This is a genomic window from Tardiphaga alba (genome assembly GCF_018279705.1).
Lineage (GTDB): Bacteria > Pseudomonadota > Alphaproteobacteria > Rhizobiales > Xanthobacteraceae > Tardiphaga > Tardiphaga alba.
Map to the genome: position 1 here is coordinate 5392191 of NZ_CP036498.1, position 25513 is coordinate 5417703.

The 25513-nt window shown below is 60.4% G+C and carries 26 protein-coding genes and 1 tRNA gene; 9 read left to right on the forward strand and 18 right to left on the reverse strand.

All coding sequences use genetic code 11. The annotated features are described in order from the left end of the window. Positions 1-50 precede the first annotated feature (50 nt). The 3 genes from prfA (at position 51) to RPMA_RS25765 (ending at position 3313) form a co-directional block, all read left to right on the forward strand. Entirely contained in the window at positions 51-1133 is a 1083-nt protein-coding gene (gene prfA / locus RPMA_RS25755) for a peptide chain release factor 1 (RefSeq protein ID WP_211910470.1), read from the forward strand. Beyond that, positions 1130-2023, forward strand: coding sequence for a peptide chain release factor N(5)-glutamine methyltransferase (gene prmC, locus RPMA_RS25760; protein WP_249225411.1), 894 nt, complete (start codon positions 1130-1132; stop codon positions 2021-2023). The genes prfA and prmC overlap by 4 nt, the downstream gene beginning before the upstream one ends. 522 nt (positions 2024-2545) lie before the next feature. After that, positions 2546-3313 carry a DUF4167 domain-containing protein gene (locus RPMA_RS25765; protein ID WP_211910471.1) on the forward strand — a complete coding sequence of 256 codons (768 nt, stop codon included), beginning with the start codon at positions 2546-2548 and terminating at the stop codon, positions 3311-3313. Positions 3314-3436: 123 nt separating this feature from the next. Here the strand turns inward: RPMA_RS25765 and RPMA_RS25770 are convergent, their stop codons facing one another. From RPMA_RS25770 to RPMA_RS25815, 10 genes are all read right to left on the reverse strand, one after another. Continuing rightward, complete coding sequence (locus RPMA_RS25770; RefSeq protein WP_211910472.1) at positions 3437-4660, reverse strand: hypothetical protein; 1224 nt, start codon at positions 4658-4660, stop codon at positions 3437-3439. Positions 4661-4855: 195 nt separating this feature from the next. Then, on the reverse strand, positions 4856-5827 hold the full coding sequence (locus tag RPMA_RS25775; protein ID WP_211910473.1) for a Bug family tripartite tricarboxylate transporter substrate binding protein: 972 nt from the start codon (positions 5825-5827) through the stop codon (positions 4856-4858). A 70-nt stretch (positions 5828-5897) separates the two neighbouring features. Next, positions 5898-6527, reverse strand: a complete 630-nt coding sequence (locus RPMA_RS25780; RefSeq protein WP_408056571.1) for an NUDIX hydrolase — start codon at positions 6525-6527, stop codon at positions 5898-5900. Positions 6528-6579: 52 nt separating this feature from the next. Next, entirely contained in the window at positions 6580-8247 is a 1668-nt protein-coding gene (locus tag RPMA_RS25785) for a methyl-accepting chemotaxis protein (protein ID WP_211910475.1), read from the reverse strand. Between the two features lie 110 nt (positions 8248-8357). Next, complete coding sequence (locus RPMA_RS25790; RefSeq protein WP_211910476.1) at positions 8358-8732, reverse strand: ribbon-helix-helix domain-containing protein; 375 nt, start codon at positions 8730-8732, stop codon at positions 8358-8360. A gap of 46 nt (positions 8733-8778) precedes the next feature. After that, on the reverse strand, positions 8779-10449 hold the full coding sequence (locus tag RPMA_RS25795) for a pilus assembly protein TadG-related protein (protein WP_211910477.1): 1671 nt from the start codon (positions 10447-10449) through the stop codon (positions 8779-8781). A 3-nt stretch (positions 10450-10452) separates the two neighbouring features. Continuing rightward, positions 10453-10815: a TadE/TadG family type IV pilus assembly protein gene (locus RPMA_RS25800; RefSeq protein ID WP_408056474.1), complete on the reverse strand. Its 363-nt coding sequence runs from the start codon at positions 10813-10815 to the stop codon at positions 10453-10455. 221 nt (positions 10816-11036) lie between these two features. Next, on the reverse strand, positions 11037-11858 hold the full coding sequence (locus RPMA_RS25805) for a LysR family transcriptional regulator (RefSeq protein WP_211910479.1): 822 nt from the start codon (positions 11856-11858) through the stop codon (positions 11037-11039). A gap of 368 nt (positions 11859-12226) precedes the next feature. After that, complete coding sequence (locus tag RPMA_RS25810) at positions 12227-12577, reverse strand: VanZ family protein (RefSeq protein WP_211910480.1); 351 nt, start codon at positions 12575-12577, stop codon at positions 12227-12229. 158 nt (positions 12578-12735) lie between these two features. Continuing rightward, positions 12736-12812: transfer RNA gene (locus RPMA_RS25815), tRNA-Arg, on the reverse strand. A gap of 495 nt (positions 12813-13307) precedes the next feature. Here RPMA_RS25815 and RPMA_RS25820 point away from each other — a divergent pair. Continuing rightward, on the forward strand, positions 13308-13886 hold the full coding sequence (locus tag RPMA_RS25820) for a hypothetical protein (RefSeq protein WP_211910481.1): 579 nt from the start codon (positions 13308-13310) through the stop codon (positions 13884-13886). Here RPMA_RS25820 and RPMA_RS25825 read toward each other — a convergent pair. From RPMA_RS25825 to RPMA_RS28460, 4 genes are all read right to left on the reverse strand, one after another. Next, on the reverse strand, positions 13876-14313 hold the full coding sequence (locus RPMA_RS25825) for a CAP domain-containing protein (protein ID WP_249225415.1): 438 nt from the start codon (positions 14311-14313) through the stop codon (positions 13876-13878). The two genes, RPMA_RS25820 and RPMA_RS25825, sit on opposite strands and share 11 nt — an antisense overlap. 301 nt (positions 14314-14614) lie before the next feature. Continuing rightward, positions 14615-14902: a hypothetical protein gene (locus tag RPMA_RS28170; RefSeq protein WP_249225417.1), complete on the reverse strand. Its 288-nt coding sequence runs from the start codon at positions 14900-14902 to the stop codon at positions 14615-14617. Between the two features lie 461 nt (positions 14903-15363). Beyond that, positions 15364-16203 (reverse strand): 2-dehydropantoate 2-reductase, encoded by an 840-nt coding sequence (locus RPMA_RS25835; RefSeq protein ID WP_328516536.1) that lies wholly within the window; start codon positions 16201-16203, stop codon positions 15364-15366. Then, positions 16155-16382, reverse strand: coding sequence for a 2-dehydropantoate 2-reductase N-terminal domain-containing protein (locus tag RPMA_RS28460; RefSeq protein WP_328516537.1), 228 nt, complete (start codon positions 16380-16382; stop codon positions 16155-16157). The genes RPMA_RS25835 and RPMA_RS28460 overlap by 49 nt, the downstream gene beginning before the upstream one ends. Before the next feature lie 122 nt (positions 16383-16504). Between RPMA_RS28460 and RPMA_RS25840 the strand changes: the two genes are divergently transcribed. Continuing rightward, complete coding sequence (locus RPMA_RS25840) at positions 16505-17137, forward strand: YidB family protein (RefSeq protein ID WP_211910482.1); 633 nt, start codon at positions 16505-16507, stop codon at positions 17135-17137. Positions 17138-17158: 21 nt separating this feature from the next. Then, positions 17159-17428 carry a GlsB/YeaQ/YmgE family stress response membrane protein gene (locus tag RPMA_RS25845; RefSeq protein WP_211910483.1) on the forward strand — a complete coding sequence of 90 codons (270 nt, stop codon included), beginning with the start codon at positions 17159-17161 and terminating at the stop codon, positions 17426-17428. 46 nt (positions 17429-17474) lie between these two features. Here the strand turns inward: RPMA_RS25845 and RPMA_RS25850 are convergent, their stop codons facing one another. Further along, complete coding sequence (locus tag RPMA_RS25850; protein WP_211910484.1) at positions 17475-18269, reverse strand: SDR family NAD(P)-dependent oxidoreductase; 795 nt, start codon at positions 18267-18269, stop codon at positions 17475-17477. A 242-nt stretch (positions 18270-18511) separates the two neighbouring features. On the opposite strand from RPMA_RS25850, the gene RPMA_RS25855 reads away from it, so the two are divergent. Genes RPMA_RS25855 through RPMA_RS25865 form a run of 3 tightly spaced genes read left to right on the forward strand, consistent with a single transcriptional unit; the run spans position 18512 to position 21578 of the window. Continuing rightward, positions 18512-19564 (forward strand): acyl-CoA dehydrogenase family protein, encoded by a 1053-nt coding sequence (locus RPMA_RS25855; protein ID WP_211910485.1) that lies wholly within the window; start codon positions 18512-18514, stop codon positions 19562-19564. Between the two features lie 21 nt (positions 19565-19585). Further along, positions 19586-20746, forward strand: coding sequence for an acyl-CoA dehydrogenase family protein (locus RPMA_RS25860; protein ID WP_211910486.1), 1161 nt, complete (start codon positions 19586-19588; stop codon positions 20744-20746). Between the two features lie 25 nt (positions 20747-20771). After that, the gene (locus RPMA_RS25865; RefSeq protein ID WP_211910487.1) at positions 20772-21578 is read left to right on the forward strand and encodes an enoyl-CoA hydratase/isomerase family protein; all 807 of its coding nucleotides are present in this window, start codon (positions 20772-20774) and stop codon (positions 21576-21578) included. 170 nt (positions 21579-21748) lie between these two features. On the opposite strand, the gene RPMA_RS25870 is transcribed toward RPMA_RS25865, so the two are convergent. From RPMA_RS25870 to RPMA_RS25880, 3 genes are read right to left on the reverse strand one after another with little or no spacing between them, the layout of a single operon-like run. Continuing rightward, complete coding sequence (locus tag RPMA_RS25870; protein WP_211910489.1) at positions 21749-23896, reverse strand: acetate--CoA ligase family protein; 2148 nt, start codon at positions 23894-23896, stop codon at positions 21749-21751. A gap of 53 nt (positions 23897-23949) precedes the next feature. Then, positions 23950-24717 (reverse strand): VOC family protein, encoded by a 768-nt coding sequence (locus tag RPMA_RS25875; RefSeq protein WP_211910491.1) that lies wholly within the window; start codon positions 24715-24717, stop codon positions 23950-23952. Beyond that, a complete protein-coding gene (locus tag RPMA_RS25880; RefSeq protein ID WP_211910493.1) occupies positions 24714-25502 on the reverse strand; it encodes an enoyl-CoA hydratase in 789 nt (262 codons plus the stop codon). Before RPMA_RS25880 ends, RPMA_RS25875 begins: the two co-directional genes overlap by 4 nt. Positions 25503-25513 lie beyond the last annotated feature (11 nt).

A 25513-nucleotide genomic window follows, 5' to 3' on the forward strand; every position in this document is an offset into this window, starting at 1 on the left:
CAGTCCCGCTGCACGTCGCCTCGCCTGTCCGCGCCTTCCGAGATTTTCCAATGTCTGCACTTCCTGAAGCCAAACTCGACGTTCTTCTCGCGCACCACGCCTCCCTCGAAGCGGCCGTGCTCGGCCAGCTCGCTGCCGAAGAGTATGTGAAGACGACACGCGAACTGTCCGAACTGGGTCCGCTGATCGATGCGGTGAAGACATATCGTTCGGCCGTGAGTGAGCTGAAAGACATCGACGCCATGATCGCCGACGGCACGACCGATGCCGAGATGCGCGAAATGGCGGAGATGGAGCGCCCGGCGCTCGAAGAGCGAATCGAGACCCTCGCCCAGGAAATCCGTGTAGCCTTGCTGCCCAAAGATGCCATGGACGAACGCAACGTCATGCTGGAAATCCGCGCTGGCACAGGCGGCGACGAGGCCTCGCTGTTCGCCGGCGACCTCTTCCGCATGTATGAGCGCTTCGCCAGCCTGCAGGGCTGGAAATCCGAAGTGGTTTCAGCCTCGGAAGGCACCGTCGGCGGCTACAAGGAAATCATCGTCGAGGTGAAGGGTCGCGGCGCCTTCGCCAAGCTGAAGTTCGAATCCGGCGCCCACCGCGTACAGCGTGTGCCGGATACGGAAACGCAGGGCCGCATTCACACATCGGCTGCCACGGTCGCGGTGCTTCCCGAGGTCGAGGAAGTCGATATCGAGATCAAGAACGACGATCTCCGCATCGAGACCATGCGCGCCGGCGGTGCCGGCGGCCAGCACGTCAACAAGACGGAATCGGCGATCCGCATCACACATATCCCGACCGGCATCGTGGTCATGATGCAAGACAGCCGTTCGCAGCATAAGAACCGCGCCTCCGCCATGAACATCCTGCGTTCGCGCATCTATGATGCCGAGCAACAGCGCCTCGATGCGGCACGTTCCGCCGACCGCAAGGAGAAGGTCGGATCAGGCGACCGCTCCGAACGCATCCGCACCTACAATTTCCCGCAAGGCCGCGTCACCGATCACCGCATCAACCTGACGCTCTACAAGCTGCCGCAGGTGATCACCGGCGAAGCATTGCACGAACTGATCGACGCGCTGACCACCGAGCACCAGGCCGCGCAACTCGCGGCACAGGGCGACGCGTGAGCGCCGGCGACATCGACTTCACTGGCCAAACCGTCGAAGCCGCGCGGCGTTCGCTCACAAACCTGCTTCGCGCCAGCCTTATCGACTCGCCTGAACTCGATGCGCGGCTGCTGGTCGGCGCCGCGCTGAATTTCGATCTCACGGGCCTGATCTCCGCAGCGAAACGCACGCTCTCCCCGGATGAGGCTGCGCAACTCGCGCAATTCGCTGCCCGTCGCCTCTATGGCGAGCCGATCGCGCGCATCACCGGGATCAAGGAGTTCTGGGGACTACAATTCACCCTCTCGGCCGACACATTGGTGCCGCGCCCCGACACCGAAACCATCGTCGAAGCCGCGCTCGAATGCCTGGACACGCGCGGGCCTCGGTCACGCGCCTTGCGGATCGCCGATCTCGGCACCGGCTCAGGCGCGATCATCCTGGCACTGCTGTCCGAACTCCCCAACGCGACGGGCATCGCGACCGACATCAATTTCGCTGCACTGCGAGCCGCGCGCGGCAATGCCGAACGCAACGGGCTTGCGCACCGCACACATTTCGTCGCTTGCGACTACGCCTCCGCACTGCATGAGGGCTTTGACCTGATCGTGTCGAACCCGCCCTACATTCCATCCGCCGATATCGCCGGCCTCGACATCGAAGTTCGCGCGCATGATCCGATGCGCGCGCTTGACGGAGGCAGTGACGGTTACGACGCCTATCGCATCATCGCCCCTGAGGCTGCGCGGTTGCTTTCACCCGGCGGCTTCCTGGTCGTCGAGGTCGGCCATGATCAAAGCGATACAGTCGCTGACCTCATCTCGGAGGCAGGCCTCGATCTTCCCGCGCCGGCCAAAACCGACCTCGGTGGCATCAGACGGGCGGTTATGGGGCTAAAAAAGCCGCGATAAAGCCTTCTTAAATCGAAAAAAACCGCTTGGAATATCCCTTGGGAGCGACTACCTTCCGGGCAGCATCGGAACAGGGTTGGTTCGCCCCATAGGTATCTGGGTGACCAGTAATCTCGGAAGAGAGCCCGTCCGGATACAGGTTCCACAGGCAGGTCTGGTTGAGCGCGAAGGCTGAAAGTGCTGCGCAGCTCACGACCGCAGAGCGAACGAAAGCCTGATTATTGCGCTTTGGATTTCACGGACAACAGCCGCGCCGGGACATGAGCCCGGATAAGGCAGGCGTCTGACTTGGCCGGTTTGATGGGATCAGCCGGCGATTGGGGAACGCGTCTTTGCTGAACGCGACTTTGGGCAAAATCGATGCAGCGATGACCTGCACGACGGATTTGGACGCATGCCTTCAACCGGCCAGTCCGAATCTCGCGGAATGCTGCCGCGACACGAAAACTCAGCGCCACGAATTTCAGCGCGTAGCAACTCAGTAATCAGCTTTGTGACAAATCTCGGTAACGAAAGCGACACATGAGAAACGGTCAGAACAACAACAAGCGGATGCGTAACAACAACCGCAACAACAACAATAATCACAACAACAATAACAATAATCGGCGCGGCCAGAACCCGATGACCCGGGTCTACGAATCGAACGGCCCCGATATCAAGATCCGCGGCACCGCCTCTCACATCGCCGAAAAATATCTGCAGCTGGCCCGCGATTCGCGATCGTCGAGCGACCCGGTGGCCGCCGAGAATTACTATCAGCACGCCGAACATTACTTCCGCCTGATCGCAACCGCACAGGAACAGTTCCGCCAGAACCAGCCGCAACAGCAGCAGCGCGCCGACAACGGCGCCGGCGATGTCCAGGTGGAGGATGGCGACGACGAGAGCGAGAACTTCTCGAACTTCGGCGCCGAGCCGGGCTTCGTGCCGCAGCAGCGCGAACAGCAGCAGCCGCGTGAGCGCGACAACTATCAGCCGCGCAACGAGCAGCCGCGTCAGCCGCGCGAGCGTGGCGAACAGCCTTACCCGCGCGATGCCCGACAGCCGCAGCCGCAATTCCAGCCGCAGCCGGCCGTGCAGGCCAGCGAGAATATCGGCCTGCCATCCTTCATCACCGGCGGCGCTCCGCAGCCGGCAAATGGCGCTCCCGTCGAGCAGAATGGCGGCGAAGCCAATGGCGAACCGCGCTTCCCGCCGCGTCGTCGCCGCCGTCCGCATGGTCCGCGTGCCGATGCAGCTGCTGCGCCGGCCGCCGTCGGCGAAGACTTCAATCCGGGTAACTCGTAAGATCGCCCAGCCTTAAAAGCCAAACGCCCGAGGCAGGTGACCTGCCTCGGGCGTTTTCATTTTTACAGCGTGATCTTATCCGGAAGCCGACGCCTGCTATCGGGACCGTGCTTCAAAGGAACGTCACCGAGCCTCATTGCTGGCCGTGGCCGATCCAAAAGCTGCGGCCAATTCTTTTGCGCCGGGCAGATTGCCATTGATATCCATGCGATTGTTGGTGATTGCGATCAGCTTGGCCACGGTGTTGTGGCGGATCGCCACCGGATTGCGTTCATAGCCGCCGCGCTGGAAGAAATTCGCCGTCGGCACCTGCTCGCGCATCGCTTGCGGCATGGTCACCATGTCGAAGCCGTTGCCGTCACCCGTGAGATTCATCATCTCCAGCTCGGCGGCGGAAAGCGGACGATCGACGCCGCGCGCCCGGGCGAAATTCACCGAGGTCAGCAGCTTGTGCACCTGCAATTGCGGGCCGACATCCATGTCCAGCACCAGCGCATGCATGGCCCAGCCCTGCGGCGTGAGGCCGAGCTTTTCGAATGCGCTCCAGCTCTGCGGGCCGCTCTTGACGGCTGCATGCATGCGCTTGAACACTGCGATCTTGTGATCCATCGCCTTGCGTTGCGGCCCCTGGAGCATCGCGGCCCTCTCGTTCAGGACCTTCAGGAGCTGTGGGCCCTTCTCGGCAATGATCGTGATCGTATTCGCGGTCAGCAGCTGATTGTAGCCGATCGCCGTGGAGATCGCGCGTGATCCCGGCTTCGATGGATTGAGGCCCGACTGCATGTCATGACCGCCATTGCCGCCGGTCTCGAACGAATAGACGCGCACGGCGATGTCGCGTGAAATACCGGCCTGCAAGGCAGCACGTGCATAGGCACGCTTGAATTCCATCTCGCTGCTCGGACGCAGCGGCGCGAACTGAAATTCTGACCGTGCAGCCCCGAGGAAGTCGGCGACCACCGGCAGATCCTTGCGGACGCGCGGACCTGTGTCTGGATCCGGCTCGGGATTTACCGGCCGCTTTGGCCCCTCATACAACGGCGCCTGTTCCAGCACGTAATCATTGAGCGTGACCGCCTGGCCCTCGCGACGCTTGGCAAAGCGGGTCTTCCGCTTCTCGGCGATCGCGTTCCAATAGGCACCGGCGTCCGCGTCGAAGGCAGCGCGTGCCTCCTGATATTCGGCCAGCTTGCGGCGATACTCTGCAATCGCCTGCGGCGAGGCGCCCTGAGCCATCGCATTGGCGACCGACGGCGAAAGCGTCGGCAACTCCCATGCAAGCGCCGACGTGCCCAGCAGAGCAGCAAGCGGAAGAGCGACGGCAAATATACGAATAGAATGGGACATGCGACCTGTCTGGTTCGCGTACCGCAACGGGCACGCATCCATGGAAACATCAACGATCACGCACCGCCCCGCGCGGACCATCGGTTCTTTATAGCTTTCAGCCCTTGTCACGTTGGAGCAGTTTGGTGAATTTTGTCTTGCCAATAAGGCCGGGCGGGATGACCAAACAGCGCACCATACGCCGATGCCGCTCGCCTATTCCTCCTTGGCCCCGCTGGATTTCACGATCTGCGCCCATTTGGTCTCATCCTTGTCGATAAACGCGGCGTAATCCTCGGGCGATCCGGGGGCCGGATCGGTTCCGTCCTGCTGCAGACGCTTGCGTACGTCGTCGGATTCCAGGGCCTTGCGCAGCTCCCCATTGAGCCGATCGATGATCGGCCGCGGCGTACCGACTGGCGCAACGAGTCCATAGGCCAGAGATGCGTCAAAACCTTGCAGGCCGGATTCCGCGACCGTGGGCACATCCGGCAACAGGCTCGTGCGCATGAGGCTCGTCACCGCAATGCCGCGGAGCTGTCCACCGACGATATTGGCATGTGTCGCCGGGACGGGTGCAAAGGCCATCGGGATATGGCCGCCGATCAGGTCGACCAGCGCAGGCCCGGTCCCCTTGTAGGGCACATGGACCAGTGTGATGCCGGCCACCTTGGCAAAATACTCGCCGGTAATATGGCTCGCGGTACCCGCGCCGGCAGAACCGAAATTGACCTTGCCCGCATTCGCTTTGGCATAGGCGATAAGTTCGGCAACCGTCTTGGCCGGAAATGACGGATGGACCACCAGCGAATTCGGTGAATGGCCGATCATCCCGATCGGTGCAAAATCCTTACGCGGATCGTAGCCGGCTTTGGCGTAGAGCGTCGGCCCGATCGCTAGCGTTCCCGTGTAACCGAGCCCGATCGTATAGCCATCGGGCGCACTCTTCGCGACCGCACGCGTGCCAACCGTCCCGCCCGCGCCCGGCCTGTTATCGACGATCACCTTCTCACCGAGCGTCTCGCTCATCTTGTCCGCGATGGCGCGGCCGACAATCGATGTGCTTCCACCGGGCGCAAAGGGAATGATCAGGGTGATCGGATGAGCAGGAAAGTTCTGCGCGCTCGCGTCACTCGCAGCGAATAATGCCGCCGCCACGCATAGACCTCTCGTCCACGACGACGCCATGACGATCCTCCCGAAATACATTCTTGTGCAGCATCGTTGCGCAAACGCCGATGCCACGCAACGGCCTGAACTACTTCCAGGCGAAGACGGGCTGTTCCAGTTCCGCGACCCGCGTGATGCGTCCGGCAAGAAGTTCGCTGAACTGATAGACCAACGCTGCTGTCGGCGCATGGATCATATGACCGAAATGGCTGTAGCGGATCACGCGCCGCTCGCTCTCGGGAATGCGGATGAAATCAAATGCCTCCGGGCGCAGCAGTTCCGTGAGCGCGATCCGGTGCACCGAGGCCACCTCATCCGGATTGGGCACCAACTGGCGACTATCATCCGCCCACATCACCACGGGCGTGATCAGATATCCGGACCGCGTCGGATAATCATCGAGGATGCCGATCACATCACACGCGCCAAGCCGCAGGCCGAGCTCCTCAGCGAGCTCGCGCAGCGCGGTCTCCACCACCGTCTCGCCGGGGTCACAGCGGCCGCCGGGAAGTGCCCACTGGTTGCTATGCGCGCGCAGACTGGAGGCGCGCAGCGTCAGCAATAGTCCGGTATCCGCCGCATGATCCGCATGGGCAAGCACGAGCGCAACAGCCGCACGCTTCAAATGCGCGGCTGCATCAGATTCGTCGATACGGTCGAATTTGGCGACGCGGGCCTCGATCATCGCCCGCGTGCCTGGATTGAAGGGAGCCATCACCCACGACACTAGCATGGCCGTGGGTGATGCAAACAGAATTGCTTGCGGCGCGCTAGGCCAATTCAGCCGCAGCGCGCTGCATGTTGCTCGACATATCCGATGTCACCGTGCTCTGTTCCTCCACGGCTGCTGCCGTCGAGGTGACGAATTCGTTGACATGCTCGATCGCCTGCTTGATCGACACCAGCGCGCCGACGACATCCCCGGAGATGCCATTCAGCGCTTCGATCTCGTTGGAAATCTTGTCTGTCGCCTGCTTCGCCTGATTCGCGAGATTCTTGACCTCCGCCGCCACCACCGCAAAGCCGCGGCCTGCCTCTCCTGCGCGCGCCGACTCGATGGTCGCATTCAGGGCGAGCAGATTGATCTGGCCGGTAATATCACCGATCAGGCCAACAATGCCCCCCATGGCATGCGCCGCAGAAGTCAATCGTTGCGCTTGCAGGTCGGCGGTCTCGACCTGGTTCACCGCAGTCTCGGCCGTCTGCCGCGACTTCACCATGGTCTCGGAGATTTCACGGATCGAAGCGTTCATCTCCTCGCTGCCGGCAGCAACCGACTCGATCAGTGAGCGAGCGCGTTCGGCCTTCATCCGCGCCATCGCCTGTCCGGTGATATCGGTTGCATATTTGACGACCTTGAACGGCTTGCCGTTGAGGTCGAAGATCGGGTTGTAGGATGCCTGTATCCAGACCTCGCGTCCACCCTTGCCGAGCCGTTTGTATTCCGCAGCCTGATAGACACCACGATTGAGGTTGGCCCAGAACTCGCCATAGGCAGGCGATGCACGCTCCATGGGATCGACGAACATGCTGTGGTGGCGATCGCGGATCTCATCGAGCGAATAGCCGAGCGTATCCAGGAAGTTTTGATTCGCCGTGATGATGTTGCCATCCATCCGGAACTCGATCACCGCCTGCGACTTTCGGATCGCCTGCATCTGGCCGTCACTATCCGACGCCTTCAGCTTTTGCTGGGTGACGTCCGTGGCGAACTTCACCACCTTGAAGGGCTTTCCGACATCATTGAGGATCGGATTATAGGTCGCGAGTATCCAGATTTCCCTTCCGCCCTTGCCGACGCGCTTGTATTCGGCGGCCTGGTATTCACCGCGCCCGAGTCGCGCCCAGAAATCACGATAGGCATTGCCATCGCGCTCCTGCGGCTCGACGAACATGCTGTGATGCCGCCCCTGGATCTCCGGCAATGCGTAGCCAACCGTCGTCAGGAAGTTGTCGTTGGCCGTGATGATCGTGCCATCGAGATTGAACTCGATCACCGCCTGAGCTCGATCGATCGCGGCAATCTTGCCTTGAGCGTCGAGGCTCGCGATCTTGCTCGCCGTAATGTCGGTGGCGAACTTGATCACTTTGCAAGGCTTCCCGCTGTCATCGAGAATCGGATTGTAGCTGGCTTCGATCCAGATCTCCCGCCCGCCTTTCGCGACTCGCTTATACTGCGCCGCCTGAAACTGCCCCTTATTAAGGTTACCCCAAAACTCTCGATAAGCGGCGCTATCGCGTGTCGCCTGATCAACGAACATGCTGTGATGCTTGTTCTTGATCTCATCGAGCGAGTACCCCATCGCAGACAGGAAATTATCGTTGGCGGTGATGATCGTGCCGTCGAGATTGAACTCGATCACCGCCTGCGAGCGGCTGATGGCAGCTGCTTGCGCCAACGCATTATGCAATTCCAATTTGCTGCGTCGATTGAACATAACTGGCTCCGTGGCCGAAACGGCCGTTGGCTAAAACAAGTCTCGATCCTACGGCGCGCCCCATCACGCGTCGTTCTGTAAAATTCCTGAACTTCAAATTGCGCAGCTGGCTAGTCAGCCAGCTGCTTGTCAACGCGCCCCCAATAAGCGGCGACCTTCTCGGCGAGTTGTGTGTGCCGATCGCTTTGCTTCGGAACCACACTTGGAGACGCAGATTCGGGCATGCCAGCGACCATGCTGCGAGCTGCGATCTGCTGATAGTATTCCAGCACGGCAATCCGCAGATTCGATGACAGGTTCGGCGTATCGCGGCGACGTTCGATTTTTTCGATATACTGTTCGATTGTCGTATTCTCCATCTTCACAATGGCTTGCAGGCTGGCCCAGAAACTATCTTCCAGACTGACGCTGGTGCGCTTCTTCGATACGACAACCGAGCGCTTGCGATTGACGTTCGGGCGTGAGGTCGAGGTCTCATAAGGCATTACGATCATCCTTCTCATTTTTAAGATTGATTTTTACGCATACAAATCAGTTCACCAGCACCGCCCCGTCGCAGCGGATACCAGATACCCAGACGTCAGCCTGGCCGATGCCAACGCCAAGCGTCGCGAGGGTGGCTGCCAGTAATTGATCGATCGAACCGGTGGCAGCGCTGAGGATGCCGCCAACCAGAGCGCCGAGACCGGGGATCGGGATGCCCAGGCCAATGACATTGACCGACAGATTCAAATCTCCCAGCAGACTGCCGGTGAGCGACGACAGGAAATTGGTGGTGTTCACCGTCTTCTTGGTCTGCGCCATGATGTCGGCATAGCTGAAGTCGACATTCACAGGCGTCGTATTCCCCATACCGGCATGAGCTTTTCCGGTGACGGTGATCAGGCCGAGGTCAACCAGCGTTGCCGGACCAGGATTCGGCTTCGTCGTGACATTCTTCACATCGGCAACCGACACATTGCCGATCCATGCATCGACAATCCCGGGCGTTACGCCGAGCGTGACCGTCGATGTGTTGATGTTCGGATATCCGCACTTCACCTTGTTCAGTGTCGCGGTCCCGGAGCCGATCTCGACATACACCGGGAGATTGACCACCGATGCAGCGCCAGTTCCAACCAATTTGATCTGCAGCAGAATGCGCGTCTGCGCAGTGTGGACACTGATGCCCTGCGTACCGACGGCGACCCAACTGGACCCTTGCGGCCGTTCGCCGATGGTCGCGATCAACTGAACGCTGGCGATACCAGGTAGGCTGAGATTGACGCCGGTGTTGACCTGATTGGTGCCATTGGCAATGCCCGCAGTCGCTTGCAGCAAATCGTAGAGCGATATGTTGACACCAGTTTTCGGCTTGATGCCGACTTTGAGATCGGCATAAGGCCCAGCGTCAATCAACGAGAGCGGCGAGATCTTCGTCGTCAACGTCGTCGCAGCCTGCGAGATCGTCGACAGTGCCGTTGTCGCCGTGCTCGCACCATTTGTGTTCTGCTGGACATTGAGAGCGGCGGCCAAGATATCGCCGACCTTGATGTTCGAATTCAGAACGGTGTCATAAGTGGCAGCGGTAAGGCCCACCCGCGTCGCTATTGCCGATAAGAAGTCAAACGCGTCGATTCGGGCGTTGAGCAACGCCTGGTAGTCCATGACGGACAGCGACAAATTCGTTCCGAGCAATGCGTTCAGAACGCCGTTGAGCAACCCGCCATTGAGTGACGCGAGACGCGATCCAATCGAGAACGAAGCGATCTGCGTGCTGGCGGCAATCGCCTGCGTCTTGATCGTGAACGCATCGCTACCGGTAAAAAACTTGCTGAAATAAAGCGGTGTCGATGTCTGCAGGCTGACACGCGCTGCATTCGCAGTCCCGACTGCAGGGGTCACAAAGCGGTTCTGCACGGGAATGCTGGCATCTGCCGTGTAGGTGCCGAGCTCGACATTGACCAGCGCGCTAGCAGGATAATTGTTACCCGTCACAGCCGCCTTTGCCGCATTGGTAGCGTTGGTAAGGTTGCTTGCGGCAACGATCGCTGCGAGATCGGCGGCACTTTGCGTTTTACGGCGGTCCGCAGCAATCGTTCCAATATCAACGCCAAGCGCTGCGCAGCAAACGGCCAGCACCATGCCGCCGACAGACATGATCGCGATATTGCCCCGCTGGTCAGCGGCGAAACGGCGAAGGAGCTGCATAAACGACGTCATCGCTCAGAATCCTCCATATGGAATAGATGCGGAGCGCGTGATCAGTGTCGCGGGCTTAGGCACAAACGGCAGCGTGTAAATGAACATCCCCGTCGCGTCGTAATTCACCGTCACAACAAAGACGTTGGCATTCGACGACGAGGTCGCCGCCGTCGTTGTCAGCTTGGCCGCATTGATCAGCGGATAGACCGCGGCATTGTTCGTGACGTAGTTCGACGCCAGCGAGCTGCGCTCTGTCTCTGTCATTCCAGCCACGGATGAACGCGCGGCTTCGGCCGCGAGTTGCTGAACGCCATGAATGACAGCAAGGTAGGAACCGAAAACAACGATGCCGAACACCACCGTCAAAAAGACGGGCAGCAGCATCGCGAATTCGACCGCGCTGGAACCGCGTCGACAGGCGGATAACTTGAGGAGGCTGTTCGCGAATCTCGACATGAGAGGAGATTCGCAATCGCGCGTGAAAACTACCTATACAACTTCTATTACCACAAGCAGGCAGCAATCACCTCAAATGCAGAGATAGGCTCATATATCTGCATTGAATCTGATGACGTCATCAATAATGTGAGCGCACTAGCAGTTCGTCACATGCTCATAAAGCGATCGCGCAGCTGGTCGAGCAGCTTCTCATTCTTCTGACGAAACTCGGAACGCGCGCAGAGTATCATCTTCGGCATACCGGGCGGTGGTAGATAATACTCGTTCGCCATCATCAGCGTGTCGGGAACGAGCCGCTTCGGCAGCACCGTCAAACCGATACCTGCCTTCGCAGCTTCAATACGCGCATGATAATCGGGGCTGGAAAACGCAATTCGATAGACCATACCTTTGCGATCGAGCGCCTGCGTCATCAGATCGTGCATGATCTGGCCCGGCCATGTCAGCAAGGGAATCGGCGCACCCGGGCTCAACGTAAAGTCCTTCGATCGGACCCATGTCACTTCATCGACCTGCTGATCCACGACTTCGATAGTCGGATCCGGCGCCGCGTCCGTCATGCTGATATAGATACCAATATCGACGAAGCCATCGATCAGGCATTTGATGATCTCGGCTGAACTGTCGGCATAGAGCGATACATTCGCCATTTCCGCCTTGGTCATGACAGCCAGCATTCGCCGCGAATAGATGTTGCTCAAGCCCAACCTGACAGGCGTATCGTCGGGCGCGCCGCCGCGCAGCATCAGAAGCTGATCATTTGCTTCCAGGATCTTCTTTGCCTGAATGAGCACGAGTTTGCCGAGTTCCGTAGCCGACGACCCATTTGCCGATTTCTGAAAAATGCTACCACCGACGGCGCTCTCGATGCGCTTGATCTGCGAACTGATGGCAGGCTGGCTCAGGCCCAGATTTTTAGCCGCCTTCGTGATGCTTCCGGTCTCAGATATGCCGACGACCGACCGCATGATTTCGGTAGGAATGCTGGAATGCTGATATCGGCGATGCATGCTATGGATCGTCCTTTAAAATCGACGGTGGCGTGATCGACGAACCGTTCGCCTCCGATCATGATGCCTAAGTCGTCGGACTTCGACATATTGCCGGAAGCAAGCTCAACGAAATCGCAGCAACCGACTGCGACCGGGTTTGCACCCTATCTTTCAAGTTGTATTGATCCGCGGCCGCTGCCAAGCAGTTTCATCGCCGGACACACGTATTTCGTGCATGGCGAGCGACTACTCACGTCAACCCGGTATTTTTATACCGAGCTACATTTGAATTCCGCCTCCGCGCCTACCCGGCGGGCTGCGGTGTTGATTCTGCCGCTTTGCCGTCAGCTTAGTGGAATCGCTTTTCTAAAGAGCATTCGAAGCACGACGGACGTTCCAACGCCCGCGACGCCGCCGGCGAGCTTCACGAGCGCGTCTCGGACCTCGCCATGTCGATCCGGTGTCAGATGCTGCAATACCTCAAGTCCGATCGCGGCACCGCCAACGAACAACAGGACGAGCCAGATATGCCGTGTATAGGCGAGCCCAAACAGCAGCCCGACCAATGCGAACGCGCCAAAACGTTCAAAGCTCACGCTCGCCAGATGAGGACGGAGACCGATCGGCGACAAAGTCGCAGCGGCGATCGCTAGCAGCGTGATCCATGCGAGGACGGAGATGATTCGCGGGGGCATGCCGCCTCATACCCTATCTTGCGCGATCGCACGGAACTTGTTCGCCGCAACGGTTAATCAGCCGCAGGGTGAGGCCGGAAAACAACACCAAACAAAGAACTTACCGGTAACGATCAGGCTGCTCAGCAGACCGCCCGACACCCATTTTCGCGTAAAGCTGGCGATCCCGGGAAGACTCGAACTTCCGACCTACGGTTTAGGAAACCGTCGCTCTATCCGGCTGAGCTACGGGACCAGCTCCGGCAGTCCATATCAGGGTAAGTCACAGCCGTCACTCGCCTTGTCACCGTCATATTGGAACGAGAGTTCAAGCAGGGACGACTGGCCGGCGAGAATGACAGATTTGCACAACATGCCATGGGCCAGGCCCCCGGAAGCCTAAGTGCCATGGCCAGAAGGCGTTGCGGGCATCGGCCGCTCCAGTGCTCTTCTCCAAACCTCGTACTGGCACATTGTGGGCTAGCATCATCGCGCGGGCCAACGCGCCGTCCACAATCTGATTGACTCATCAACGAAGCGAATACTTAGGAAGATCAGCGACTTCGGAAATCTTCCAGCCAATTGCTTTGTGTCTAAAAAGGGGGAGAAATGCGTCAGGCGCGGTTGTAAAATCGGACGCATCGGGCAACTATCGCTCTGCTTCGACCACGGGGCACACGTGATCAGGTCCGGACAACCAAGACTGCTACATCTAACTCTGACAGCGATCGCATCGCTGGCCATATTCGCAATGGCCAGTGGTTATGCGCATGCGCAGTGGTGGACCGCCGCTCCCGCCGATTACGAAGACTGCGCCGAGCGCGTCGAGAAATCATCTCTCGCCAATGAGCCGAAGGCAATCGCGCTATCGAATTGCGAGAGCCAGTTCGCAGGCCGACGCAAGCGCGGCGGCGGATACAGCTATTACGATTTCATGCAGAATCGCAGCTTCGATATCGCCGGGCCCAATCCCACGGCGGCCGAGCAAAAGGCTATCGACGAGCAATATGCGGCCTATCTCGACAGTCACCGCCGCAGCATCATTCTCGCGGCCTTTGCCAAGAAACAAAGCGAGGCACAGCAGCCTGCTAATCTCGATACGGACTTCCGCGAAGCCTCGGCCCCACCAGCGGATGTGAAGCCTGTTGTGCTTCCGCGTGCGCGCCCCAAGCAACGCGTCGCCAAAGGACCTGACTGCGCCACGGAGCCTTTGGCGTGTGGATGGGCGAAACTGTCGTCCGGCCTGAAGGACATCAAAGACGCCTTGTTCAGCACCGGCCCCCCAAGACCAAACGCACCTGATAGCGACCTGGCTCACGTCAGTCGGTAATCACCATCGCCCAAAACATCCGATAAGGTGACTTCGCGTTGGCGACCGAAGCAACGCCTACCTTGCGAGCACCTGGCATGAGCAGGTTAGCGCGATGGCCGGGGCTTTCCTCCCATTGCTTCAGCGTTTCCGAGAAAGTGAGAAATCCCGCTGCGACGTTTTCAGCAGCCTTGGACTTTTTCAGCTTGGCCACGCGAACCGAGAATGCGCCGCCGACGTCATGGCTCACTTTGCCACTGGCCGACATCGCCTGCGCCTGAGCCCGCGCAACCTCATTCAACCGGCCATCGATTGTGACCGTGGAAAGTTTGTGTGCCTTGCGAAAGGCCGAGATCTTGGCAGCATAGTCCTCAGCGCAGGCCAATCTGACAGGCCCGAAAGCTAGAGCGACAGCAAGCATCAACAGCGTGAGGCACCGGCGCGTCATTTGGACGTCCGCTTGCGAACGACAGGCCTGTGGGGTCTCGACGGCTTGCTGATCTCGGCTGGCGGCCGTGCCTGGGCTGCCCGTCTCTGCTCAGCGAGACGCGCCTCATAGCCGGGCGACGGAGTAACCGTTGGCGGAACGGCTTTGGCGGGGACGATCATCACAGGGCTGAAAGCCGTCACGATGACAACCAATGACGCGATACGCATCCGGAATCCTCCCTACGAGTTAAAGCCATATAGCCCAACAAAAAAGCCTGAAGCGCGAACGCGCTTCAGGCTCGTTTGTTCAAAGTCGGGTGTTACTTCTTGGCCTTCTTCGCCTTAGCAGTCTTGGCTGTCTTGGCCTTCTTCACCGTCTTGGCGACCTTGGTGGCCTTCGCGGCAACAACCTTCTTGGCCTTGCGGCGGCGATGTCCGAGCGGAATGCCAAGCTTGATGGCCTTCTGACGCAGCGAGCCGCCGGTACGCTTCATTTCCTTGGCGATCTTCTCGAGCGGCGTCTGGGCCTTCGAATGTGCGCGGAGGACCTTCTCGTCTTCCTTGGTGTATTCACGACGCACGAGTTTCTTTTTTGCTTTCTTGGCCATTGTAACTCCGATTTGTAGTTGAATAATTCAGCCGGCACACGCTTTGCCGGTGATTATGAATAAGGATCGAACGTCAGATTAGGCGCGCTTGGCGCAAACCATCGTCAAATCACGAGGCTATCTATACTAGAGAACTCGTAAATGACATAGCCCACGATACCACAACACGATGTGCAGTATTGAACTTCACAACCGTACTTGATCCAACTCACTGACAAGCACGCCTGAAGCTAACTCACGCATGACTCACAAAGACGTATTTACATCTCGTTTACGTCACTGAGGCGAAAGTAGTTTCACTCATGAGAGAACGACGAGGGACGACAAGCCTCATCGAAGCACGATATTACCGCTACAAGTAGCAAGAACGCGCGTTCTATTCATTTGCTACAAGTTTCTGCGAACACGGATCGGCGAAACGAACAAATGTAGCGGCACGTGCGCAACGCGCGGCATGGAAGCTAGGCGAGACCGCGCACCTGCTGCGCCGAAAGCCCTGGCGAACCGCTATTTGAGGCTTCGGCTTCCTTGATCAGCAACATCACTCGGCGGCACAGGGGCGTCGGAATCTGGTAGCGCGTCGCAAGTTCGACGACGATACCTTGCAGATAGTCGATCTCGGTCGTCCGCCGACGCTCCAGGTCTTCCCACATGGATGAGCGCGCATTGGCATCTATTTTCATCACATACTTCAACAGCACGGCGAACAGGCCATCAGGTAATCGAAGCAAACGCGGCGTCCATTCTGCCGGAATGGACGTGGTCGATACCGGCCTGATACCGGCTGCACGCATCACCGCGAGCCCTTCCGCCATCTGATCGGCATACAGACGTCGCCACGCACGCTGCTGCAATTGGGTGTGTAGCGGCAGATTCGATAGAGCATTCAGCGCATTGCTGAGGTTGAGTAGCAATTTCCCCCATTGAACCCCGACAATGTCGTCAGTTGCCGTGATCGATAGCCCTGGCACGGCAAAGTGGGACGCCGTGTCGGCCGCATCGCGCTCGACGACCAGGGCGCCCGACGTCGCGCGATGCACGATACCGTCGGAGTGCGTGACCACATTGAACGGCACCATGCCGCCCAGGATTTGACGACCTGGCAACATCTCCCGCAGCAATGCGACGTTGCCGACTCCGTTTTGCAGACTGACGATCACGGCATCATCAGCGGCATGGTCCTTGATCAGGTTCGCCATCGCAGCGGTGTCGCCACTTTTGACGGCAACAACAATGATTCCAGCCTGCGCCATCACCGCAGGATTATCCGAGGCCACAATGCGTTCGGGGGCACCAGCCATTGGCCACCGTCGAAGCTCGTCAGCCGCAGCCCGTTTGCCGCGATGCTCTCACAAACACGCGGGCGAGCTAGCAGCGAGGTCTCTCGCCCTGATGCGGCCAGTAAGCCGCCGACAAAGCAACCGATGCTGCCAGCGCCGGCAATACAGATTGGGCGTTGCATATCCACGTCAGCTCCCATTCATGTTGCGTCCCTTACTAGCAAAAATGACGCCGCACTGCATACCGATGGAACCGGCGCGACTTGTCGGCGTCATACCGCGCAGCTATCTTTTCGATGGGCTGGCAGGACAGGAGACGACAATGGGTTTGCTCGACATTCTGAATGGCATGGCCAATGGTCCGCGCGGCCCCAGCGATCCCAATGACAAGAGCGGCGGCATGTCGCCGATCACCATGGCGATCCTCGCGCTGCTTGCCTACAAGGGCTACAAACACATCACCGGCGGCCAGCAAGAACCGGCGCCGCAGGGTCTTCCGCAGCAGACCCCTGCCCCCACGCAAGTCAATGCAGATGCCGGAGGTGGTCTCGGTGGCCTGCTGGGTGGGCTCTTCGGCGGCAATAGCGGCGGCGCACCCGCTGGCGGCGGACTGGGTGACCTTTTGCGCGGTCCGCTCGGTGGAATCCTCGGCGGCGCGGCTGCCGGCAGCGTGCTGAGCGGCGGCCTCGGCGATCTCGTCAAGCGCCTGCAGGAAAACGGCCACGGCGACGCCGCAGACTCCTGGGTGCAATCCGGGCCGAACAAGCAGATCACCCCCGGCGACCTCGGCGCGGCGCTCGGTGCCGACGATATCGCCCAACTGACCTCCCGCACCGGCATGTCGCGAGAGCAATTGCTGTCGGAGCTGAGCAACGAGCTACCCGGCGCAGTCGATGAGTTTACGCCGCATGGCCGGCTGCCGACCGACGACGAAGCGTCGTCGCGTTGGGTCTAGATATTACAGAGGGGAATTGCGATGCTTTGGATCATTCTCGTCGGCTTCGTCGCAGGCATTCTTGCACGCATCATCTCACCGGGCCCGAACAATCCATCGGGCTTTATCCTGACAACCGTACTCGGCATCGCCGGCGCGTTTCTGGCCACCTTCATTGGCCAGCAGATCGGTCATTACGGCCCGAACCAGGGCGCCGGCTTCATCACCGCCACTATCGGTGCGCTGGTGGTGTTGTTCATCTGGAACAGGCTTGTCGCCCGCGGATCGATCCCGGATCCAGGCCGGCGCTGAGCACCAAACGGCAAAAGCCCCGGCCGCATCGACCGGGGCTTTTTTGTTACGCGCGCACCGAGAGCAGATGCATGCCGGCATCCATGCGCACCAACTCGCCGGTCATGTGGCCGGACGGCGGCGTCGCAAGGAAGCAGATGAGCTGCGCGATGTCTTCCGCCGTCGAAGCCGCATGCAGCGGCACCCGCGCGATCACGGCCTCACGCACCTTTGTCGCTGCATCGGCGCCGCGCCCCTTGGTGAACCAGGGTGTATCGATATAACCGGGGCAGACGGTATTGACGCGGATCGCCGGCGCCAGGGCACGGGCCAGCGACAGCGTGATGGAATTGAGCGCCCCCTTGCTCGCCGCATAAGCGACCGACGAACCGGCGCCGGACAGCCCCGCCATCGACGAGACGTTCACCACGGCCGCCGCACGACCCGACGCCTTGGCACTGGCTTCGAGCAGCGAGCGCGCTGCGCGCACCATCTGATAGGGCCCGATGGTGTTGATGCCGTAGATCCACTGGAAGTCTTCGGCCGACAACCCATCGAGGTCGTCATGCGCCACATGCTTGGTCACGCCGGCATTGTTCACCAGCGCATCGATGCGGCCCCATTTCGCAGCAGCGGCGACGATCTTCTTGCAGTCCTCGTCCTTTGAGACATCGCCCTGCACGACCACGACTTCAGCCGCGCCAAGCTGACGGCACTGTTCGGCTGTTGCTTCTGCCTCTTTCGCACTCGACGAATAGTTGATGACCAGACGCGCCCCGTCCTTGGCAAGGATGGCCGCCGTCGCGGCGCCGAGCCCCGACGCCGATCCCGTGATCACCGCGCACAAACCATCCTTCGACATCCGCATTTCCTCTGTTTCTATTGTTCAGGCCGAATGATCTAACACGGCAACTTCGCGCTGGTATACAACCGCCACTATTCGCTACGCGGAATAAGCGCGCTTCATGCCGCCACTGCAGACCACAATGCAGGTGCGCCGCTTGCATCATGCCGGCTTTTCCGCATCATGCCCGCAACAATACTGGCAGCACCCCATGCCCGGCATCCCTGCCGAATGAGATGCGCTATCAGACGGGGAACGCCTTGACCGAGACAGACAATATCGTTGCCGAAACCGCCGAACGCATTTTCGCGGATCTTGCGGACGCGCAAACCATCAATCACGACAAGCAAGGCAGCTGGAAAGCACCACTCTGGCAGGCGCTCGCCGAAAACGGCCTTGCGCTCTCCTGGGTGCCGGAGGACTGTGACGGCTCCGGCACCAGCATGGCCGAAGGATTCAGCGTGCTCAGCGTCGCCGGCCGCGCCGGTGTCAGCGTTCCACTCGCCGAAACCATGCTTGCCGGCTGGCTGCTTGCGCAAGGCAAGATCAAGTCGCCTGCCGGGATGATGACCGTGGCGCCGGCCAATACGCGCGACCGTCTCACGCTCAATGGCGACGGCACGATCTCCGGCCGCGCCCGCGGGATCCCTTTCGCCAGGGAAGCAAAACACATCGCCGTCGTGGCCGGCAGCTCGATCGCATTGATCGATGCCAGCGCCTGCAAAATCGACGCGGGCCTCAGCCTCGCCGGCGATCATTCCGACACCGTTCATCTCGACAAAGTAAAGCCGACCGCAATCGCCAAGGCGCCCGCCGGTATCGATGAGAAAGCCCTGCTGTTGATGGGCGCCCTCGCCCGCAGCCTGCAGATCGCCGGCGCGCTGGAAACGATGCTCAGCATCAGCGTGCAATATTCCGGCGAACGCGTCGCCTTCGAGAAGAAGATCTCGAAATTCCAGGCCGTGCAGCACAATCTCGCAAAGCTCGCCGGCGAAACATCGGCGGCGCTCGCGGCCGCCAGCTCGGCGGCCGATGCATTCTCGCACGGCGCACCGATCGACGATGCGCTGTTCCTCGAAGCTGCCGCGGCAAAAATCCGTTGCTCGGAAGCCGCCGAAAAAGGCGCTGCCATCGCCCATCAGGTGCATGGCGCCATCGGCTTCACCCAGGAGCACATCCTGCACCGCTACACGCTGCGTGCCCTCGCCTGGCGCGACGATTTCGGCAGCGAGAGCTACTGGGCTGTCGAGCTCGGCAAACTGGTCGCCAATCTTGGCGCCGATGAGCTGTGGCCCCTGGTCGCATCGCGCTAACGATAAGAAACGAGAACCGACATGACCGCAGCCCTTCGTTTCGACCCGATCCGCCTGCCGCCCGAATGCGAGCAGCTCCGCAAGGAAGTCCGCGCTTTCCTCGCTGACGAAATTGCCGCCGGCACTTTCGATCCGCATCGCCCGGTGCAGGAAGACGCCGATAACCGCGAATTCTCCCGCCGCGTCGGCGAGAAGGGCTGGCTCGGCATGACCTGGCCCAAGAAGTATGGCGGCCACGAACGCAGCTTCCTGGAACGCTATGTGGTCACCGAGGAAATGCGCGTTGCCAATGCGCCGGTGCGCCGCTTCTTCGTCGCCGACCGCCAGAGCGGCCCGGTGTTGCTGAAATATGCGCCCGAGCACATCAAGATGGACATCCTGCCACGCATCTGCCGCGGCGAGATCTGCTTCTCCATCGGCATGAGCGAGCCGAATTCCGGCTCCGACCTGTTCGCCGCCAAGACCAAGGCCACCAAGACCGACGGCGGCTTCCTGATCAATGGCAGCAAGATCTGGACGACATCGGCGCATATCGCCGATTACATGATCGCGATCTTCCGCACCTCGCCGCCGACCAAGGAAAACCGCCGCCACGGCCTCACCCAGTTCCTGGTCAACATGAAGACCCCGGGCATCAAGGTGAATCCGATCGACCAGATCACCGGCCAGCAGGAATTCAATGAAGTCGTCTTCACCGACGCCTTCATTCCCGACGATCACATGCTCGGCGAGATCGACGGCGCCTGGAAACAGGCCACCTCCGAACTCGCTTACGAGCGCTCCGGCCCCGAACGTTTCCTCGAGACCTATTACACGCTGACGGAACTGGTTCGCGCTGTCGGCCCCGAACCGGATACGCGCAGCGCCGAAGGCATTGGTCGTCTGGTGGCGCAGCTGCACACCATGCGCCGCATGTCGGTGTCGGTGGCCGGCATGCTGCAGGCCGGCAAGGAGCCGGTAGTGGAAGCCTCCATCGTCAAGGATATCGGTACGGTCTGGGAGCAGCAGCTCCCGCATCGCGTCCGTGAACTCGCCGCTTTCGTCGACGACAATGCATCGAACCACGCCACGCTCGACGAGATGCTCGATTTTGCCATCAAGACGGCGCCAAAACTCACCATCCAGGGCGGCACCACCGAAGTGCTGCGCGGCATCATCGCGCGCGGTCTTGGCCTGCGCTGATTACAAAGATTGAATTGAGGACATCATGACCACTTATAAAGATATCGCCGTCGAGACCCGTGGCCACATCGCGATCATCGAGATCCGCAAGCCGCCATTCAACTTCTTCGACATCCTGCTGATCCAGCAGATCGCCAACGCGCTCGACGAGATCGATGCCACTCCGGAGCTGCGCGCGACCGTCCTGTGCGCGCAAGGCAAGTCGTTCTGCGCCGGCGCCGATTTCAGCGATCCCAACCGCAAGGAGACAGAAGCGGCTGCCAAGAGCGGCGATCCCGCGGATAATCTCGGCTCCATCGGCCATCTCTATATGGAAGCCGTGCGCATCTTCCGCGCCAAGAAGCCGATCATCGCAGCAGTGCAGGGCGCAGCCATTGGCGGCGGTCTCGGCCTCGCCGTCTCCGCGGACTTCCGCGTCGCCTGCCCGGAGACCCGCTTTGCCGCCAACTTCACCCGCCTCGGCTTCCATCCCGGTTTTGGCCTTACCGTGTCGCTCACCGAACTGGTCGGCAAGAACAATGCCGAGCTGATGTTCTACACCTCGCGTCGTGTAGGCGGCGAGGAAGCGCTGAAGATGGGCCTCGCCAATGTGCTGGTGCCGCAGGATCAGGTGCGTGACGCCGCCATCAAGCTGGCCGAAGAGATCGCCGAGAACTCGCCGCTCGGCCTGCTCTCGACCCGCGCCACCATGCGCAATGGCCTCGCTGATCGCGTCGCCAAGGCGACCGAGCACGAGCTTGCCGAGCAGACCCGCCTGCGCGCGACCGAAGACTTCAAGGAAGGCGTGGCGGCCACCGCCGAACGCCGCGTACCGAACTTCAAGGGGCGCTAAGTCCCCGCCGGGTTTGTTTTGCAAACCTCACACTGAAATGGCCGGAGGAAACTCCGGCCATTTTTATTAGCGACGGGCCGTAGCCTGGGTGAAGCGCAGCGTAACCCGGGAACATCAGCTTCAACACCTTCGATATCCCCGGATTTCGCTTCGCTCCATCCGGGCTACATTCATCTTACCACCAGCGCATCGACAATCGTGACGCCCTCGCCGATGGGATGCACCAGCACCGGATTGAGTTCGATCTCCGCTACCTCGCCCTTGAGCTGCGCAGCCAATTGCGAGACCTGCGCAATCAGCGACGAGGCAGCCGACACATCCGCCTTCGCGGCTCCACGAAATCCGTTGAGAAGCGTTGCGCCCTTCAACGTGCTCAACATCTCCTCGGCCTCCTGCGCACTCACCGGTGCGGGGCGATAGACAACGTCCTTGAACAGCTCCGTCGTCACGCCTCCGAGCCCGACCATCACCATCGGTCCGAATGTCTTGTCGAGTAGCGTGCCAACGATGATCTCCACGCCCTTACTCGCCATCGGCGAGACCAGCACACCCTGCAGTGACGCCTGTGGCCGACGCGTCTGCGCGCTCGCAATCAGCGCGTCATAGGCTGCCGCGGCTTCCTCTCTGGTCGTGATATTGATCTTGACGCCGCCAATCTCGCTCTTGTGCGGGATATCGCGCGACTGGATTTTCAGCACCAGCGGGAAGCCGATCTTGGCGATCGCCGCATCAAGCAGGGATTTTTCAGTCACAAGAATCTCGTTCGGCAACGCAATGCCCGCGACCTGCAGCAGCGTCTTGCTGTCATGCTCTGACAGCGTCGCCGCCGTGAGGTGTTTGGCGAGATCGACCGGCGCCTGCGTGATCTCGGCGACGGGCTCCGCCAGCCTGAAACGCGCATGATCCACAAGCCGTCGCATCGCAACGCCCACATGCGTCAAGCCGGACAGAACGACGACGCCGGATTCCGCGAGTCCGGTGCGCGCAAAATTTGACGGCAGCGTATAGGACCAGAACACAATCGGCTTGTTCTGCGCTGCGATGACCGGCGCCAGCTCCGGCGTCTTGAACGGCATCCGCGTTTCGCTGGACAGCGAAATCACCACCAGGATCGCATCGACCTCGTCGGACGTGTCGAGCAGTTCGATCGTCTTCTGTAGTCCACCGCTATGCACGGCCTGCGCAGTAATATCGATGGGATTGCGCGGCGAGCCGTAGGATGGGATCAGCCCGCGGATCGTGGCCTGTACGCCGCCCGACAGCTCCGGCACCTGCATCCCCTGCGCGGACACGACATCGGCGCCCCAGATGCCCGCACCGCCGGAGACGGTGACGACAGCCACGCGATCACCCATTGGCAGCGGTGACGTCGTCAGCACTGCGGCAATGCTGACGGCCTCGTCGAGATCATTGGAGACGATGAAACCGTAACGCGCGAAGACGGCATCATAAGCGGCCGTCCAGCCGGCCATGCTCGCCGTGTGCGACGCTGCCGCGCGCTCGCCCGCACCGGAGCGACCAACCTTGGTGACGATGATCGGCTTGCCCATCTCCGCCGCCTTCTTCGCAGCGGCGATAAAATGATCGACGTCGCGAATGCCCTCAATGAACAGCAGGATCACATCGGTCGCGGGATCCTGCACCATATAATCGAGGAACTCGCCGGCGCCGAGATCGGACTCGTTGCCTGTCGAGATCACCGTGCTGAGTGCGATGCCGAGCGCTTTGGCGCGGTTATAGATGGCAAAACCGATGCCGCCGGATTGCGCGACAATGCCGATCCGCTTCTTCGTCGCGACAAGACGCGGTTGATCGGGCTTCACATCCACGGTCGGGCTGAATGTCGCGGCAATGCCGGTGATCTGGTTGTAATAGCCTTCGGCATTGGGACCGGAAATCCGCATGCCCGTCCGCTTCGCCAGCTCCGCGATCGCATCCTGCATGGCGATGGAATCGCCGCCTTCTTCGGCAAAGCCGGAAGAGATGATGATCGCATGTTTCACGCCGAGCGCAGCGCATTCCTCCAGCGCGCCCAACACCACACGCGCCGGAATGATGACGATGGCGAGGTCGACCGGCTGACCGATCGCGCTCATGGTCGGATAGCATTTCAGTCCATCGATGTCGGTATAGTTGGGATTGACCGGATAGATCGCGCCGGCAAATGCGTTCTTGCGCAGGAAAGCCAGCAGCAGTCCCGGAATTTTATGCGCATCGCGCGAGGCGCCGATGATGGCGATGCCTGCGGGATTGAAGAACGTATCCAGCGGATGCGGACCTGCCGCGGCCTTCGCGCTGCTCTTGGTGGCGCTGCTCATGGAAAGCGTTTCCCGTTTATTGTTGTTGCCTGATCGTGCGGCGATCGCCGCACTCACGCAACAACGTGAAACGTGACCCCGCCCAGCAGAAATGCATCACCCGCCGACGGGCATCCCCGCGCCCGCGCGCGACCGAGCACCTGCGCCACATCGTTGACGCGGAATTTGAGACCGGTCATCGCCTCGGTCTTGCCTTTGGCGAAACGCAGGCAGCCATTCGGAAAGACGATCTGCGGGTCATTGCCCTTCGACGATGTCAGCGGGATGCCGATGAGGTTGCTCCAGTGCTGCGCCAGATCATAGTGATCCGGGCTCTGCAGCTCGACTTCCAGCAGCGCGCGGGTGACGTCGTGGCGGATCGATTCCTGCCAGTTCGGGCCGGCCGGCGGATAGGCATCGAAATCGTCGTCGCTGCCTGCCGTGTGGTTGAACTCAATGAAGGCCGCACGGCAATCGCGGGGATGCAGCTGCACACCGTGATAAGGCGGGTGGTCAATGACATTCGCGGTGCGGACGCCAATGCTGGCAGCAAAACGCCCGCGTTCGTCGGGATCCTCGCAGGACAGGATCACCATATAGCAGCCGCGCCCGCCGGATTTTTCGAGGAAGCGCCCGGCCGCCGTGCCGGGCTGCGTCGGCGCCACCACTTCGAGCAACGTGGCATCGACAGGCATCAGCGCGTTTTCGAGCCCGTATTTTTCCACATGCGGGTCGCGATAACAGACGTCGAGGCCGAGAATGGTCGTGATGTCGTTGACAACAGGCTCCAGATGCGGAGCGACCAGACAAACTTGCCGCAACCGCATCTGGCTCATGGTCATTGCCCCTTGAAGACTGGCTTGCGCTTCTCGACGAAGGCTTTTGAAGCCTCCTTGTGATCTTCAGTGTCGCTGCAGCGGGTGTGATGGATCGCTTCGTTGTCGAAACAGGCTTCCAGCGTCATCGTTTCGGCATTGTTGATATTGGTCTTGATATAGCCGTAGGTGATGCTCGGCCCACGCGCGAGCGACATTGCGAGTTCACGCGCGGCCGTCTCGACTTCGGCATCGTCGACGACCTTGGTGACCATGCCAAGTCCCAGCGCTTCCTGTGCCGTCAACACGGGCGACATCAGATAGAGCTCACGCGCCTTGGCGCTGCCGAGCATTTTTGTCAGGAAATAGGTGCCGCCGTAATCGCCGGAGAAGCCAACCTTGGCGAAGGCCGTGGTGATCTTCACCGAGGACGACGCAACCCGGAGATCGCAGGACAGTGCGATGGAAAGCCCCGCACCCGCAGCTGCGCCATCGAGTTGCGCCACCACTGGCTTGGCCATCGTGTGCAGGATGCGCGACACTTCCATGCCCTTGCGCAGATTGACGCGCTTCGCCTCGAACGGTAGCGGCGCGCGGCCGGCAGCCATCGACTTGACGTCGCCGCCGACACAGAAGGTGCCGCCGGCGCCCTTGATGAGCACCGCGCGCACCTCATGATCTTCCTGGGCGCGGCGCGCGGCCGCGACCAGACCTTCGGTCATCTCCGGATTGAGCGCATTGCGCCGATCCGGACGGTTCATGGTGATGGTGAAAAGACCGTTGTCGAGGTCCTGCAGGACGATGTCGCTCATGGGGTATTCCT

Coding starts and splice junctions, on each gene's coding strand:
- prfA (WP_211910470.1), top strand. CDS start 51: ATGTCTGCACTTCCTGAAGCCAAACTCGACGTTCTTCTCGCGCACCAC.
- RPMA_RS25765 (WP_211910471.1), top strand. CDS start 2,546: ATGAGAAACGGTCAGAACAACAACAAGCGGATGCGTAACAACAACCGC.
- RPMA_RS25770 (WP_211910472.1), bottom strand. CDS start 4,660: ATGTCCCATTCTATTCGTATATTTGCCGTCGCTCTTCCGCTTGCTGCT.
- RPMA_RS25775 (WP_211910473.1), bottom strand. CDS start 5,827: ATGGCGTCGTCGTGGACGAGAGGTCTATGCGTGGCGGCGGCATTATTC.
- RPMA_RS25785 (WP_211910475.1), bottom strand. CDS start 8,247: ATGTTCAATCGACGCAGCAAATTGGAATTGCATAATGCGTTGGCGCAA.
- RPMA_RS25790 (WP_211910476.1), bottom strand. CDS start 8,732: ATGCCTTATGAGACCTCGACCTCACGCCCGAACGTCAATCGCAAGCGC.
- RPMA_RS25795 (WP_211910477.1), bottom strand. CDS start 10,449: ATGACGTCGTTTATGCAGCTCCTTCGCCGTTTCGCCGCTGACCAGCGG.
- RPMA_RS25800 (WP_408056474.1), bottom strand. CDS start 10,815: ATGCTGCTGCCCGTCTTTTTGACGGTGGTGTTCGGCATCGTTGTTTTC.
- RPMA_RS25805 (WP_211910479.1), bottom strand. CDS start 11,858: ATGCGGTCGGTCGTCGGCATATCTGAGACCGGAAGCATCACGAAGGCG.
- RPMA_RS25810 (WP_211910480.1), bottom strand. CDS start 12,577: ATGCCCCCGCGAATCATCTCCGTCCTCGCATGGATCACGCTGCTAGCG.
- RPMA_RS25820 (WP_211910481.1), top strand. CDS start 13,308: ATGGCCAGTGGTTATGCGCATGCGCAGTGGTGGACCGCCGCTCCCGCC.
- RPMA_RS25825 (WP_249225415.1), bottom strand. CDS start 14,313: ATGACGCGCCGGTGCCTCACGCTGTTGATGCTTGCTGTCGCTCTAGCT.
- RPMA_RS28170 (WP_249225417.1), bottom strand. CDS start 14,902: ATGGCCAAGAAAGCAAAAAAGAAACTCGTGCGTCGTGAATACACCAAG.
- RPMA_RS25835 (WP_328516536.1), bottom strand. CDS start 16,203: ATGGCTGGTGCCCCCGAACGCATTGTGGCCTCGGATAATCCTGCGGTG.
- RPMA_RS28460 (WP_328516537.1), bottom strand. CDS start 16,382: ATGGGAGCTGACGTGGATATGCAACGCCCAATCTGTATTGCCGGCGCT.
- RPMA_RS25840 (WP_211910482.1), top strand. CDS start 16,505: ATGGGTTTGCTCGACATTCTGAATGGCATGGCCAATGGTCCGCGCGGC.
- RPMA_RS25845 (WP_211910483.1), top strand. CDS start 17,159: ATGCTTTGGATCATTCTCGTCGGCTTCGTCGCAGGCATTCTTGCACGC.
- RPMA_RS25850 (WP_211910484.1), bottom strand. CDS start 18,269: ATGTCGAAGGATGGTTTGTGCGCGGTGATCACGGGATCGGCGTCGGGG.
- RPMA_RS25860 (WP_211910486.1), top strand. CDS start 19,586: ATGACCGCAGCCCTTCGTTTCGACCCGATCCGCCTGCCGCCCGAATGC.
- RPMA_RS25865 (WP_211910487.1), top strand. CDS start 20,772: ATGACCACTTATAAAGATATCGCCGTCGAGACCCGTGGCCACATCGCG.
- RPMA_RS25870 (WP_211910489.1), bottom strand. CDS start 23,896: ATGAGCAGCGCCACCAAGAGCAGCGCGAAGGCCGCGGCAGGTCCGCAT.
- RPMA_RS25875 (WP_211910491.1), bottom strand. CDS start 24,717: ATGACCATGAGCCAGATGCGGTTGCGGCAAGTTTGTCTGGTCGCTCCG.
- RPMA_RS25880 (WP_211910493.1), bottom strand. CDS start 25,502: ATGAGCGACATCGTCCTGCAGGACCTCGACAACGGTCTTTTCACCATC.